13 protein-coding genes are annotated in these 12,520 nt (G+C 68.3%); 9 read left to right on the plus strand and 4 right to left on the minus strand.

Annotated elements, in window-relative coordinates:
* The first annotated feature begins 76 nt into the window (after positions 1-76).
* The 7 genes from ssd to J2X98_RS11810 all read left to right on the plus strand — a co-directional run bounded on the left by ssd (position 77) and on the right by J2X98_RS11810 (position 5,360).
* Positions 77-1,117, plus strand: coding sequence for a septum site-determining protein Ssd (gene ssd, locus J2X98_RS11780; RefSeq protein WP_307308484.1), 1,041 nt, complete (start codon positions 77-79; stop codon positions 1,115-1,117).
* Entirely contained in the window at positions 1,114-2,415 is a 1,302-nt protein-coding gene (locus J2X98_RS11785; RefSeq protein ID WP_307308223.1) for a TadA family conjugal transfer-associated ATPase, read from the plus strand. The genes ssd and J2X98_RS11785 overlap by 4 nt, the downstream gene beginning before the upstream one ends.
* Positions 2,412-3,209, plus strand: coding sequence for a type II secretion system F family protein (locus tag J2X98_RS11790; RefSeq protein WP_307308226.1), 798 nt, complete (start codon positions 2,412-2,414; stop codon positions 3,207-3,209). The genes J2X98_RS11785 and J2X98_RS11790 overlap by 4 nt, the downstream gene beginning before the upstream one ends.
* A complete protein-coding gene (locus J2X98_RS11795) occupies positions 3,206-3,808 on the plus strand; it encodes a type II secretion system F family protein (RefSeq protein WP_141945972.1) in 603 nt (200 codons plus the stop codon). Before J2X98_RS11790 ends, J2X98_RS11795 begins: the two co-directional genes overlap by 4 nt.
* 168 nt (positions 3,809-3,976) lie before the next feature.
* Entirely contained in the window at positions 3,977-4,387 is a 411-nt protein-coding gene (locus tag J2X98_RS11800; RefSeq protein WP_141945974.1) for a DUF4244 domain-containing protein, read from the plus strand.
* 128 nt (positions 4,388-4,515) lie between these two features.
* Positions 4,516-4,923 (plus strand): TadE family type IV pilus minor pilin, encoded by a 408-nt coding sequence (locus tag J2X98_RS11805; RefSeq protein ID WP_307308231.1) that lies wholly within the window; start codon positions 4,516-4,518, stop codon positions 4,921-4,923.
* Positions 4,920-5,360, plus strand: coding sequence for an Rv3654c family TadE-like protein (locus J2X98_RS11810; RefSeq protein ID WP_307308234.1), 441 nt, complete (start codon positions 4,920-4,922; stop codon positions 5,358-5,360). Before J2X98_RS11805 ends, J2X98_RS11810 begins: the two co-directional genes overlap by 4 nt.
* A 54-nt stretch (positions 5,361-5,414) precedes the next feature.
* On the opposite strand, the gene J2X98_RS11815 is transcribed toward J2X98_RS11810, so the two are convergent.
* Both J2X98_RS11815 and J2X98_RS11820 read right to left on the minus strand, forming a co-directional pair.
* The gene (locus J2X98_RS11815; protein WP_141945977.1) at positions 5,415-7,790 is read right to left on the minus strand and encodes a DEAD/DEAH box helicase; all 2,376 of its coding nucleotides are present in this window, start codon (positions 7,788-7,790) and stop codon (positions 5,415-5,417) included.
* An 83-nt stretch (positions 7,791-7,873) separates the two neighbouring features.
* Positions 7,874-8,566 carry a GNAT family N-acetyltransferase gene (locus tag J2X98_RS11820; RefSeq protein ID WP_307308239.1) on the minus strand — a complete coding sequence of 231 codons (693 nt, stop codon included), beginning with the start codon at positions 8,564-8,566 and terminating at the stop codon, positions 7,874-7,876.
* Between the two features lie 131 nt (positions 8,567-8,697).
* Here J2X98_RS11820 and trhO point away from each other — a divergent pair, with 131 nt between their 5' ends.
* A complete protein-coding gene (trhO, locus tag J2X98_RS11825) occupies positions 8,698-9,594 on the plus strand; it encodes an oxygen-dependent tRNA uridine(34) hydroxylase TrhO (protein WP_307308241.1) in 897 nt (298 codons plus the stop codon).
* A gap of 103 nt (positions 9,595-9,697) precedes the next feature.
* Here the strand turns inward: trhO and J2X98_RS11830 are convergent, their stop codons facing one another.
* Together J2X98_RS11830 and J2X98_RS11835 are read right to left on the minus strand one after the other, a co-directional pair.
* Positions 9,698-10,261, minus strand: a complete 564-nt coding sequence (locus tag J2X98_RS11830) for a hypothetical protein (RefSeq protein ID WP_307308244.1) — start codon at positions 10,259-10,261, stop codon at positions 9,698-9,700.
* A gap of 51 nt (positions 10,262-10,312) precedes the next feature.
* Positions 10,313-10,789, minus strand: coding sequence for a hypothetical protein (locus tag J2X98_RS11835; protein WP_307308247.1), 477 nt, complete (start codon positions 10,787-10,789; stop codon positions 10,313-10,315).
* A gap of 44 nt (positions 10,790-10,833) precedes the next feature.
* On the opposite strand from J2X98_RS11835, the gene J2X98_RS11840 reads away from it, so the two are divergent.
* Positions 10,834-12,471, plus strand: a complete 1,638-nt coding sequence (locus J2X98_RS11840; protein ID WP_307308250.1) for a DUF7059 domain-containing protein — start codon at positions 10,834-10,836, stop codon at positions 12,469-12,471.
* Positions 12,472-12,520 lie beyond the last annotated feature (49 nt).

Raw genomic sequence — 12,520 nt, forward strand, 5'->3', positions numbered from 1 at the left:
TCTGCCTGACAGCGGCGCCGGGGCCGGTGCTGCCTGGCTTCCGGATAGATCGGTTGCGGATGGGACAGGCGGAGTCCTGCTGGTCAGCGCCTCCACCGTCCTCCGCGGCGAGGTGGAGCGGATAGTGGCGGCCGCAGGCGCCCACCTGCGCGTCGTCCCGGATGCGGTGGAGGCCGGACGCTACTGGGATGACGCCTCGGCTGTCCTTGTGGGCAGCGATATCAGGGAGCTTCCGCCGCGGCGGCGCACTCCCGCGGTAATGGTGGGCCCCGCTGGCGAGGGCGACAGCCTGTGGCATCTCGCGGCTGCGCTGGGGGCGGAACGGGTTGCCGTGCTGCCCGATGCCGCCGCGTGGCTGGCCGACCACCTCAGCAGGTCGCGTTCACCTGGGCCCGGCGGCCTGGTCCTTGGCGTCATCGGCGGCTGCGGTGGGGCCGGGGCCACTACCGCGGCCATCTGGATAGCCCAGGCAGCGGCATGGCTGGGCGTCCGCGTGCTGCTTGTCGACGGCGACCCCTGGGGAGGCGGCCTGGAGCTGGCACTCGCGGCTGAGGAAACTCCCGGCCTCCGGTGGCCGGATCTCGCGGAAGCCAGGGGCAGCATCGACCCCCTGCAGCTTGCTGATTCCCTCCCTGTTGCCGGCGGCTTCTCCTTCCTGTCCTGGCCGGCCACCCGCGAGAAGCCGTTCCCGGTGGCGGCTGCCGCCGCGGCCGGTGTGCTGGATGCCGCCCGTCGCGGCTATGAGCTGGTGGTTGTCGATGTGGGTCGGGGCGCGGCACCCATCCACACGGTGGCGTGGGACTGCGACAGGATCATGGTGGTGGTGCCGGCCCAGCTGAAGTCGGCCGTGGCGGCCGTGCGCATGCTGCAAGAGCTTCCCCCGGTGGAGGCGGCGCTGCTGGTGCGTGGGCGGACCGGCACCGCGCTGGACGGTGCGTTGATTGCCGACGCCGTGGGGCTGCCCGTGCAGGGCCGCATACCGGAACTGCGTGCGGTGGCAGGGGCCATGGAATCAGGACGACTGTTGGATCTGGGAAAACGGCGCAATATCCGGCGTTTCGGTGCAAACGTGCTCGACTGGCTCGGGGAGGACCTGCAGGCAGGGGAATTGACATGATGCGGGTGCCGGGCAGTTCTACGGATGCTGCGGCCCGGAACGCGGTCGGTGCAGCAGGGGGCAGAGACGTTGGCGGGCGGCGCAGCGCACGCATCCTGGAAGCGAACCGGGCTGACCGCCGGGAACGCGTTACCGCCGGCATTGGCAGGACGGTCGACCCGGGGCTGCTCGAATCCGTTCGTGAGTCGATGATGGCAGAGGCCGGAGCCGTGACGCCTTCCAGGGTGGCCGCAGCCGTCCAGGCTACCGGGAAGCTGTTGGGCACCTCGGGCTCGCTTGCCGCCGTGGAGCGGATCAGCGCCGAGCTCAACGGGCTGGGGCCGCTGCAGGAGCTCACCCGGGACCCTGGCGTAACGGACATTTTCGTTAATGCTCCCGACTCCGTGTGGGTGGACCGGGGCCAGGGCATCGAACGCGTTCCCGTCCTGTTCGATGGGGAAACGCAGTTACGTGCATTGGCCTGCAGGCTTGTGGCTGCAGGCGGGCGCCGCCTCGACGACGGTTCGCCCTGCGTAGATGTCAGGCTTGCCGGCGGTTACCGTGTCCACGCCGTGTTGCCGCCGGTATCCACATCCGGGACCCTGCTGAGTGTCCGGATCCGGAGGGAGCGCGTCTTCAGCATGGCGGAGCTGGCCTCGGGCGGCATGTTCCGAGGGGGAGTACAGGCGGTGCTGGAAGCAGTTGTGGCCAGGAGGCTCAGCTTCCTGGTCAGCGGTGCCACGGGCTCCGGAAAGACCACTTTGCTCTCCACGCTGCTGGGCCTCTGTTCGGCAGAGGAGCGGCTGGTGCTGATCGAGGATGCGTCTGAACTGAATCCTGTCCACCCCCACGTGGTCGCCCTGGAATCACGTCACGGAAACCTTGAAGGCGGCGGCGCCGTGGATCTGGGCGAACTCGTGCGGCAGGCGCTGCGCATGCGGCCGGACCGGCTGGTGGTGGGGGAGTGCCGCGGGGCTGAGGTGCGGGAACTCCTGACCGCCATGAACACGGGGCACAGCGGCGGCGGAGGCACCATCCACGCAAATACGGCGGCAGCAGTTCCGGCCAGGTTGAACGCCCTCGGTGCGCTCGCCGGCCTGGGCACCGAAGCCGTGCGGCTTCAGGCTGCCAGCGCGCTGGACGTCATCGTCCACGTGGGCAGGACGGGGCGGGACAGGCAAGTCCTCTGCATTGGGCTGATTGACGACGGACCGGACGGCCTGACGGTGGTGCCGGCCCTGGGGAAGTCGGGTGCGCCCGGTCCCGCGTGGCCGGCTCTGGCCGCCCGGTTGGATATGGACCCCGAGGAGATTCTGTGACCCTCCTCTTCAGCGGACTCCTGTGCAGCGCTGTGCTGCTGCTCCTCAAGCCGCCTCTGGATGCTGCTTCGAGGTTGCGGGCAGCAAGCGGCCGGCGCCTCGGGCCGCCGGTCTTACGGAAGGGCCGAAGGCTGGCACGGGCCAGGACGGCCGGTGGAAGAACGGCCAGGAAGCCGGGGCCGGGCCTGACCCTGATGGTGCAGCAGTTGGCTGCGCTGCTGAAGGGTGGACGGACGGCCGGGCGGCTGTGGGACGAGCTGTGGACCGTGTACGGCGCCGGGGGCGAAGACAGGCAGCGCATGAACGAGCAGATCCGGTCCGGGGCGCTGTCAGTGGGCTCAACTACTGTCCTGGCATCGGCCCGGGCAGCCGCGGCAACAGGCGCGCCGGTTGGTGAGTCCATCCGGCGCGCGGTTTCCACCGTGTTTGCGGGCAGGGATGGGGAGGCCCGCACCTGGTTCCAGTTGGCTGCCTGTTTCGACATCGCTGAAGCCAGCGGTTGTCCACTGGCCGACGTGCTGACCCGTTTTGCGGCCCAGCTTGAAGCCGAGGAGGACTCGGACGCGGCCCGGCAAACAGCGCTCGCCGGGCCCAAAGCCACGGTCCGCCTCCTGACCTGGCTCCCCCTGATGGGCCTTGGACTCGGTGCGGCCCTGGGAGTGGATCCGCTGGCCACGCTGCTGGGAACACCCCTCGGCCTGGCTGCTTTGATGGGCGGAGTGGTCCTCACCCTGGCTGGCAGGGCCTGGTCCGCCCGTCTTGTTTCGGCCGCTGCGGGGGTATCAACCCCATGACACCGGGCTGGGCTCCGGGACTGTCGCTGTTCCTGCTGCTCGCGGCGGCCGCCTGGCTTTCCTGTTCGGACCAGGGACGGCCCCGGCAACGGTTGCGCCGGCTGCCCCGTCCGGGCCCGGGGATGAAGCTTCCCGGCAGCGCGCAGGGAGGGAACCCGGGCATTGGCTTGAACGATTCGGCCATGATGCTTGAACTCGTGGCGGCGATGCTTGATGCCGGAGCCGGCATTGGGCGTTCCCTTGAGCTGGTGGCCGGCTCGGCCGCACCCCAATACAGGGACGCCCTGCGGCCGGTGGTCTCAGCGCTGGCCATCGGAGCCGATTGGGATACAGCCTGGCGCAGCTCAGCGGTCCGCCGTCCGGAAATCCTGGAACTTCGGGACGCCCTCGGCTTCGCAGCGCTGACCGGGGCGCCGTCGTCCGCGATCCTGTACGCCCAGGCGGCAAGGCTTCGCCGGGAACGGTTCCGGGCAGCGGAAAAGCGGGCGGCGTCGCTCGGGGTGAAGCTGGTGGTTCCGCTCGGCCTCTGTTCGCTCCCTGCCTTCATCTGCCTGGGAGTGGTTCCGGTGCTGCTCGCCATGGTTCCATCCGGTACCTAGCAGACCTGGCATCTGCCTGCATCCGGACCCAACCCGTCCTCCACATCGAAGCAGGAACCAGGCTTTTCCACTTAGCGCACCTTGTGCCTTACCGGCGCCGGCCGGGCCGGGAAGAGTCAAAGCAGCCGGCAAAGACCGGCCACCGGCGAACAACGGAAGGAAGACCCGATGTCCATCAACCACCAACGCAACTACTTCGCAGGAACCTCTGCGCCCCCTGCTTCCTGGCAGCGTCCCACGCCGCGGAGTGGGCGGGTGCGCAGCGGCGCCGGCCCATACACCTTCGGACCGGAAAGTGTCCCGAACCGGAGCCTGGCGGACGCATCCGTCCCCGGCGCCGCGGCCGTGCCAGTGCCCGGCAACGTGGTGGAGCTGTATCCAGGATCCGCCGCAGTCCCGGCCGCGTCCCGCCGCAGGCGGAGACTTCCGGGATCAGAGGCGGGGATGGCCACGGCGGAATATGCCATCGCCACCCTGGCGGCGGTAGGGTTCGCCGGGCTGCTCGTGTTCATTCTTCGCAGTGATGAGGTGAGGGGCTTCCTGCTCACGCTTATCCGCACCGCCCTGGCGCTGCCGTGACCCGTGGGGCCGGCTGGCCTTGTCCCTGGCGGCCCCGGCCGGGTGTGACCGGCTCGGTCGGGAGCAGGCACCTCGCTTTCGGCCAAAGAGCCGGTCTGCGGCGACACAGCGGAACAGCTGATCAAGCGATGGGCACGGCGGACGCGGACCGGGGTACGGTCACGGCCGAATTTGCTGTCGTGCTGCCTGCCGTCCTGGCGTTGCTGGCCATGCTGTTGGCCGGAGCCGCGGCGGGCATTACCCAGCTGCGCATCGAGGAAGGCGCCCGGGCCGGTGCCAGGGCCCTGGCCAGGGGTGATGGCCCGGCTGCGGTTGAACGGACGGTCCGGACACTCGCCGGCGGCTCAGCCGCCGCGTCTGTTGCCGCCGACGGCGAGTGGTTCAACATCACGGTCACCGACCGTGTCGCCGGGCCCTTGGGATCGGCCATTCCGTGGGTCCTCACCGCCCGCGCCTCAACCCGCAGCGAAACGGCGGGGACGGGAGCCGGTGTGCCAGGTGGTGGCAGCGGCGTGACCGGTGGCGGGCTTAGATGAGGAGGAATGGCTGGCCCCAAAACCCTGCTGGCGGGTGCTCCCGGAAAGCTGAACCCCGACGGCACCGCGGGAAAAGGCGGCGGCCGGAAAAAGGGGACGGGTGCGAGCGTGGGGCCGGGACGGTTCTGGCTGCAGGGGTTGCCCTCGTGGTCATGACCGCGATGGCAGTCATGCTCCTGCTGGTCCAGTCAGCCGTGCTGGCAAGCCGGGCGGCAGCGGCGGCAGACCTTGCAGCCCTTGCCGCAGCTGACGCTCTCCGTGGCATCAGCACCGGAGAGCCCTGCACGGTAGCCGCGGAGGTAGCTGCCCGCCATGCGGCCACGGTCCTCAGCTGTTCCGAGGGCCCGGGGCAGACAGTGGAGGTGCGGACCGGGCTGACCGGCAACCCCTTGCTGGGAACCGCAACCGGACATGCCCGTGCAGGACCTCCACCCTAGGGGCACACCGGGCAGCAGGGACATACTGCGCACCAGGGAGCCGCCGGGCAAGAGTCAGGTTGTGGCGTGCAGGCCCGCCGGCATGGCTTCCGTGGCGTCCTTGAGAAGGACGTCCAGCAGGGTCACAGCGGCCGCCTTGTCCAGCGGGTTGTTCTTGTTCCCACATTTGGGGGACTGGACGCAGGAGGGGCAGCCTGAGTCGCACTCGCAGGCATTGATGGCGTCCCGGGTTGCCCCCAGCCACACCCTCGCCTTGTCGAAACCCCGCTCAGCGAACCCGGCACCCCCGGGGTGCCCGTCATATACGAAAATGGTGGGCACCCCGGTGTCGGCGTGCAGCGCCGTGGAGACGCCGCCGATGTCCCAGCGGTCGCTCGAGGCAACGAGGGGCAGGAGGCCGATGGCGGCGTGCTCGGCGGCATGCAGGGCACCAGGGAACTGCGCCTCGATGAGCCCCGCTCCGGTGAGGGAGCGGTTATCCACCACGAACCACACCGCTTTGGTGAAGAGCTCGCGTGCCCCCAGTTCCAGCGGCTCTTCGCCAAGGACCTCATTGGAGATCAATGCCTTGCGCTGGAAGGAGACAACCTGGGTAGTGACCTTCACATCGCCGAAGTGGACGGTAACGTCGCCCCACTGCATGGTCCGCAGGGTGTCCAGGACCTCGATCTGGGTCACGTCGCGTGCTGTGGTGTAGTAGTCCGGGTTCGCCCGGCGCACCATCACGCAGTGGTCGTCTTCGTTCAGGTCCTCAACCACGTAGGTGTCGCCCTGGTGGACATATACCGCGCCCGTATGCGCCTGGTAGTGGGTCTGCGGGGAGTCCATTGTTCCCAGGAGCGAGCCGGTTTCGGCGTCGACGATGCTGACCGGACCCCCGCCGTCGGCGCGCAGATTCACCATACCCGCGGCGCTCTGCGAGTGCGTCCAGAACCACCCGGCGGGGCGCCGCCGGAGATAGCCCTGCGCCACCAGCCGGTCCAGGAGCATTTCGGCTGTGCCGCCGAAGAGGTCCAACTCAGCCGGTCCCAGCGGAAGTTCAGCGGCTGCCGCGCACAGATGCGGTCCGAGCACGTAGGGGTTGGACGGGTCGAAAACCGTGGCTTCCACCGACACGTCGAATATCGCTTCCGGGTGGTTCACGAGGTACGTGTCCAGCGGGTCGTCACTGGCCACGAATGCGGCCACGGCATCCTGACCGGCGCGCCCCGCCCTGCCAATCTGCTGGAACAGTGATGCCCGGGTCCCGGGCCAGCCAGCCACCAGGACCGCGTCGAGGCCCGAGATATCTATGCCCAGCTCCAAGGCGGAGGTGCTGGAAACGCCCAGCAGCTGGCCGGAGCGCAGCGCTTTCTCCACAGCACGGCGTTCCTCCGGCAGGTATCCGGAGCGGTAGGCCGCCACGCGTTGGGGGAGGCTGGGGTCCACCTCGTCCAGGAGGCGCTTGGTGATGGCGGAAATGGTCTCGGCGCCCCGGCGTGACTTGATGAAGGCAATGGTGCGGATACGGGCGGACACCAGGTTGGCCAGCAGGTCAGAGGTTTCCGCCACGGCCGTGCGCCGTTCCTTGGCGCCGTTCTCCCCACGGACCTCTGTCAGCGCCGGCTCCCAGAGTGCCACCGTGGTGGCTCCATGGGGTGAACAGTCGCGGGAAACCGCCTTCACGGGTGCGCCGATAAGGCGAGAGAAGGACTTATCAGGCTCGGAAGCTGTGGCTGACGCTGCAATGAACACGGGTTCGGGAAAAGAGGTTCCCGCCCCGTAGTAGGCGCAGATCCGGCGCAGGCGCCGCATTAGGTTGGCCACATGCGATCCAAAGACACCGCGGTAGCTATGGGCCTCGTCGACGATGACGTAACGCAGCCGGCGGAAGAATGCTGCCCACCAGGCGTGGTTGGGAAGGATGCCAAAGTGCAGCATGTCCGGGTTGGCCAGGATGAAGTTGGCGTGGTCGCGGATCCAGCGGCGAGCGGCGGGATCAGTATCCCCGTCGTAGGTCTCAGCGCGGACGGTGGGCAGTCCCAGGGCACGGACCGCATTTAATTGGTCGGCGGCCAGCGCCTTGGTGGGGGAGAGGTAAAGGGTGACGGCGCCGTCGTCGTGGATTTTTCCAGGGTCCGCGAGCACCCGCAGCTCCGAACGGTGGATCGCGTCCAGCGCAGGCAACTGGTACGCCAGCGACTTCCCGGACGCGGTTCCCGTGGCCACCACAACGTGCTCGCCCCCGTGGGCTGCCTGGGCCGCGTCCACCTGGTGCCGGTACGGTTCCCGGATACCCAGGGACGCATACGCCTCCACGATGTCCGGATGCAGCCACTCCGGCCATGGTGCGTGCACGGCCGCCCTCGCCGGGATGGTGCGGACATGACGCAGCTGTTCCGGATCCGGGCCGCGGCCCAGCAAAGGAATCAGCGAGTCATGGGGGTTCACCCCACCATTCTTTCATCCGGCGCCCAGCCGGAAGACAGCGGTTCGCCGATGGGAAAACCTGGGCGGCGGAACGGGCCGGCAAATCAGCTCAGGGAAAGGTCCGTTCCATCGTGCGATGCCGAGAGCATGAGGACCTGTGCGACGGTGGTCCAGCCGAGATGCGAATAGAGTTTCTGCCCGTCAACGGATGCAAGCAGGAGCCCAGTCCGGACATCGTGGCCAAAAGCCTGGGCCGCAAGCGCACGCATGATGAAACTACCCAGGCCGCGGCGCTGGAACGCGGGCTGGGTGACGATCTTGTCGAACACCGCAGTATCGCCCACCACGAAAACGCGGCCGCTGGCAGCCACGGCGTCCCCGGACCGGACCTCGGCGTAGTGGACACCATCCTGCTCATAGGTGAAGAGCCTCAGGTCGTCGTCGGAAAGCCAGGGATCCTCGGCGTCCTGCGTCTCCATGTCCACGATCATCATGGTCTGTGTATCCGAGGTGACATTGAGTCCGTGGCGGGCCGCCATGGCGGCATAGCGTGAGGGGCCGTTGGTGAGGATGGTCAACACGCGGGCCGGCGTTTCCGCTGTCCTGGCGGCCAGTGCGGCGAACTCGTCATCGGTGGGCTCGGACGCGAAGACTTCCCACTCCCCGGTCTTGTCGGTCCGGAGCGCGGACGGAAAGCGGCCCTCGGTGGAGGTCCGGTAGCCGCGGCATCCGGCCCAGCCGGCAACCCATACTTCAAGCAGGCCAGTGATGTCTTCAACCATGGTTTCCGGACTCATGGCAAGAACAATATTCCAGCCCGATCGCCAGCAACAGGGGGTGGTGAAGTGCTTATGCAATTGTGATCCGTACCCAGCCAGGGTCGTGGAGCCATGCCGGCGGCGGCGGCCCAGACGGTACCCTTAAATACGTGGCTTTAAACAAGATTGTGCTCTTTTACGGCTTTACCCCCATCGCTGATCCGGACGCAGTACGGCTCTGGCAGCGTGCCCTCTGCGAGAAGCTGGGCCTGACGGGCCGCATTATCATCTCCAAGGACGGGATCAACGCCACCGTTGGCGGGGAAATTGGCGCCGTTAAACAGTACGTCAAGACCACGCGCGAATACTCCGGATTCAAGGGTATCGACGTGAAGTGGTCCGACGGCGGCGCGCAGGACTTTCCCCGACTCAGCGTGAAGGTGCGGGACGAGATCGTGTCCTTCGGGGCACCCGGGGAGCTCAGGGTCGACGGCAATGGCGTGGTGGGCGGCGGGACGCACCTCAAACCCCGGGAACTGCACGAGCTCATCGACGCCAGGAAGCAGGACGGCCAGGACGTGGTCTTCTTTGACGGCCGGAACGCGTTCGAGGCCCAGATCGGCCGGTTCAAGAACGCAGTGGTGCCGGACGTGGCCACAACCCATGACTTCATCAAGGAGCTGGACTCCGGCAAGTACGACTCCCTGAAGGACAAACCCGTAGTCACCTACTGCACCGGGGGTATCCGCTGCGAGGTGCTCTCCAGCCTGATGGTGAACCGCGGTTTTAAAGAGGTCTACCAGCTCGACGGCGGCATCGTGCGGTACGGCGAGGCCTTCAAAGACCAGGGCCTGTGGGAAGGCTCGCTCTACGTCTTCGACAAGCGCATGCACCTGGAGTTCAGTGAGGACGCCAAGACCATAGGCGTGTGCACCCGGTGCTCCGCGCCCACCAGCAAGTTCGAAAACTGCTCCAACCCCAGCTGCCGCACTTTGACGCTGTACTGCGCCGAGTGCGCCGCAAGCCCCGAAACACTGCGCTGCCCGGAAGGCTGCGCGGCAGCATAGCAGCCGCCCCGGATGGAAATCCTTCCCGTCCGGCAGGCACGACAGAGGCGGGACGTGACGGGGCAGGCCTGACAGAGACGGGACATGGGAGGGGCGGAGCACGTCAGAGCCGGTGCACCCGGAACGCATAATTGGCTGCGGTCCTTGCCTCCAGCCTGACCGTCAGGACACTGTCCGTGGACAGGTAGATGACGTTCTCGCGGTTAATGCCGCACCTGAGGGCCAGGTCCACCAAGGTAAGGGTGTCGCTGCGCACCGTGAATGTGACGCGGCGCTGGCTCCGGCAGGCGATGGCCAGGATGTAGGTTCCGGTCCCCAGCACCGGCGACGAAAAACTCCGGACCTCCCCTGCGACCAGGAGTCCGGCATCGGCCTGGACCACGGGCCCGGTGCTGTCCGGGAGCGCACGGGACACCCAGTCGCCGAGTTCGGCGTCGCTGACAGGGTCCTGCTGCAGCGGGTCGCGGGAGAAGGCAGGAGCGGGCGCAACGCTGGCGGTGGCCTGCGCGTTGCCGGCCCGGCCGTCGTCGTACGTATATTCACAGCCAGCCAGTGCACCTGCCGCAAGCACAAGTCCGAGGGCGACGGCGGCAACCGGCTTCGGTGCCGGGCACGCCCGTGCTGCCCCTTGGGAAAGGGCCGCGGAGAGTCTCCGCCCGCTGGGCATACTTCGACTTTAAGCCCGCCCAGGCCGCCCGGCCATAGCCGGAGCGGCGGGTTATTGCGCCGGTGCCATCTGGTAGGCGTACAGCAGCGGCGCGTCCACGCTGGAACCGCTGATTTGCACCCGGCCAGCCGCGGGAAGGGTGATCCTGGTGGTTTCCTGCCGCCCGTTGCAGGCTGCCCCGGCTTCCGCGACCGGCTTGCCGTCCAGCGATACGGCGAAGAAGGCCTTGCCCGTCCCCTCGCATACGGCCGTGACCATGTACTTGCCGGCTGGAACCCTGGCGGCCTCCCGAACGATGGGGTCACGGTTGAGGATCTTTCCCGAATCCTGGAGCACAACACCGGGCGCGGAGGTCGGCATGGCCGTTGCCCGCCACTTCGGAACATCCGCGTTTTCCACAGAGTTGACCGGCGCGCAGCCGGCCACTGCAGCGCCGAGCGCCGTGGCAACCAGCATCAAAGGCAGAATGCGCCGGGCTGCTGCGGGGGCCTTGGGGGCATGCGGCATGACGGGGAGGCGGGAAGGCATGGCTCCACCGTACCCCCGCCGGCACACCGGACTAAACTTGAGCGGTGCCTAGATCCCCTTACGAGTTCACCGCCGGCAACACCCCCGACGCGCCCCGCAGCGACCTCCCGGAACTGCTGGCCGCGCTGGCCGCAGACCTGCGGCGCCTGGAGTACACGCTGGACGGCGTGGCCGGACTGCTGGGGCCTGCAGCCTCCGCGGCGCTGAACCGGGACCAGATCATCCCCGCGCTGCTTGCTGCCGAGCAGGCAGTAGGGAAGGACAAAGGTGCGGCGCCGCTTGCCGCCGTCGTCCGCCTGTGGCTCCTTGCCGAGCCGCAGGACCGGGAAACGCTCGACGCGGCCCTGCCCGGCACCGGCGCGGAAGGCCTGCTGAAGCTGGGCCTGGTGCAGCCCGTTCCCGGTTCGGACCTGCTGACCGCCAGGGCAGACCTGCGGCCCTACGGCTGGGACAAAAACGAAGACGGCAGCGGCGGCGCCGAGCTGTGGGTCGCCAGCGACCTTGCCGCCCACCAGCAGGCGGGCGTGCTGCGGCACGACCACGTCCTGGGCATCGGGCAGGCATCCACCACCCTGGTGCAGACCACCATCCGCCGCCACACTGAGCGCGCCCTGGACCTGGGCACAGGCTGCGGGATCCAGGCCTTCCACCTGCTGCACCACTGCCAGCACGTGACGGCCACTGACATCTCCGAGCGCGCCCTCGCCTACGCGCGGTTCAACATCCTGCTTAATGCCGGGCAACTTTCCGTCGACCCGGACCGCCTGGAGGACAGGGTGAGCCTGCGCCTGGGCTCCCTCCTGGAACCGGTGGCCGGCGAGGAATTCGGCCTGGTGGTCTCCAACCCGCCGTTCGTCATCACCCCGCGCAGCGCCGGCGAGGAGGCGTCGGGCCAGTTCACCTACCGCGACGGCGGCCTGCCGGGCGACGAGATCGTCGCGTCCCTCGTGGCGGACCTGCCCGGTGTCCTGGCGCCCGGCGGATGGGCGCAGATGCTGGGGAACTGGGAAGTCCCCGACGGCGCGGACTGGGACGGGCGGCCAAGGTCATGGGTGCGGCCGGGCACCGACGCCTGGTTCATCCAGCGCGAGCAGGTCAGCCCGGAACAATACGCCGAAACCTGGCTGCAGGACGCCTCCGAGTCCCGGGACCGGAAGCACTACCGGGAGGCGTACGCCGCCTACCTCGCGGACTTCGCCGCACGGAACGTGGCCGGGATCGGCTTCGGCATGGTGTGGCTGCGCCGCCATGCTGACGGCGGGCGGGCCACCATCAGCCGCTTCGAGGAAATCAGCTACCCCATCGAGCAGCCCATCGGCCCCCACCTGGGCGCCGCCGTCGAACGCAGCGACTGGCTCGCCGCGCACGATCTTGCCCAAACGCACCTGCTCGTTGCCGACGACGTCACCGAGGAGCGCCACCAGCGTCCCGGCGCCGAGCACCCGGGGGTGATCCTGCTCAGGCAAGGTGCCGGCCTGCGCCGCACCAACCTGATGAGCACGGAGCTGGCCGGGTTTGTGTCCGCGTGCGACGGCGACCTCACCGCAGGACAGATCGCCGGTGCCTTGGAGGCCCTCCTGGGTGGAGAGGCCGGCTCATTCCAGCGCTCGCTGCTTGCCGATGTGGCCAACCTGGTGCGGGACAGGTTCCTCATTCCGGCCGCGTTTCCGGCCGAACAGTAAGCCCCCTTATGCCCCCGTCTTTTCCACATGAATGCGCACGATTCCCCAA

The organism is Pseudarthrobacter enclensis (assembly GCF_030811655.1).
In the GTDB taxonomy this organism is placed as follows: Bacteria; Actinomycetota; Actinomycetes; order Actinomycetales; family Micrococcaceae; genus Arthrobacter; species Arthrobacter enclensis_A.

Excerpts from the sequence above, each read along its gene's own strand:
- J2X98_RS11785 (WP_307308223.1), top strand. The coding sequence starts at position 1,114 with ATGATGCGGGTGCCGGGCAGTTCTACGGATGCTGCGGCCCGGAACGCG.
- J2X98_RS11795 (WP_141945972.1), top strand. The coding sequence starts at position 3,206 with ATGACACCGGGCTGGGCTCCGGGACTGTCGCTGTTCCTGCTGCTCGCG.
- J2X98_RS11800 (WP_141945974.1), top strand. The coding sequence starts at position 3,977 with ATGTCCATCAACCACCAACGCAACTACTTCGCAGGAACCTCTGCGCCC.
- J2X98_RS11805 (WP_307308231.1), top strand. The coding sequence starts at position 4,516 with ATGGGCACGGCGGACGCGGACCGGGGTACGGTCACGGCCGAATTTGCT.
- J2X98_RS11810 (WP_307308234.1), top strand. The coding sequence starts at position 4,920 with ATGAGGAGGAATGGCTGGCCCCAAAACCCTGCTGGCGGGTGCTCCCGG.
- J2X98_RS11820 (WP_307308239.1), bottom strand. The coding sequence starts at position 8,566 with ATGAGTCCGGAAACCATGGTTGAAGACATCACTGGCCTGCTTGAAGTA.
- J2X98_RS11830 (WP_307308244.1), bottom strand. The coding sequence starts at position 10,261 with ATGCCCAGCGGGCGGAGACTCTCCGCGGCCCTTTCCCAAGGGGCAGCA.
- J2X98_RS11835 (WP_307308247.1), bottom strand. The coding sequence starts at position 10,789 with ATGCCTTCCCGCCTCCCCGTCATGCCGCATGCCCCCAAGGCCCCCGCA.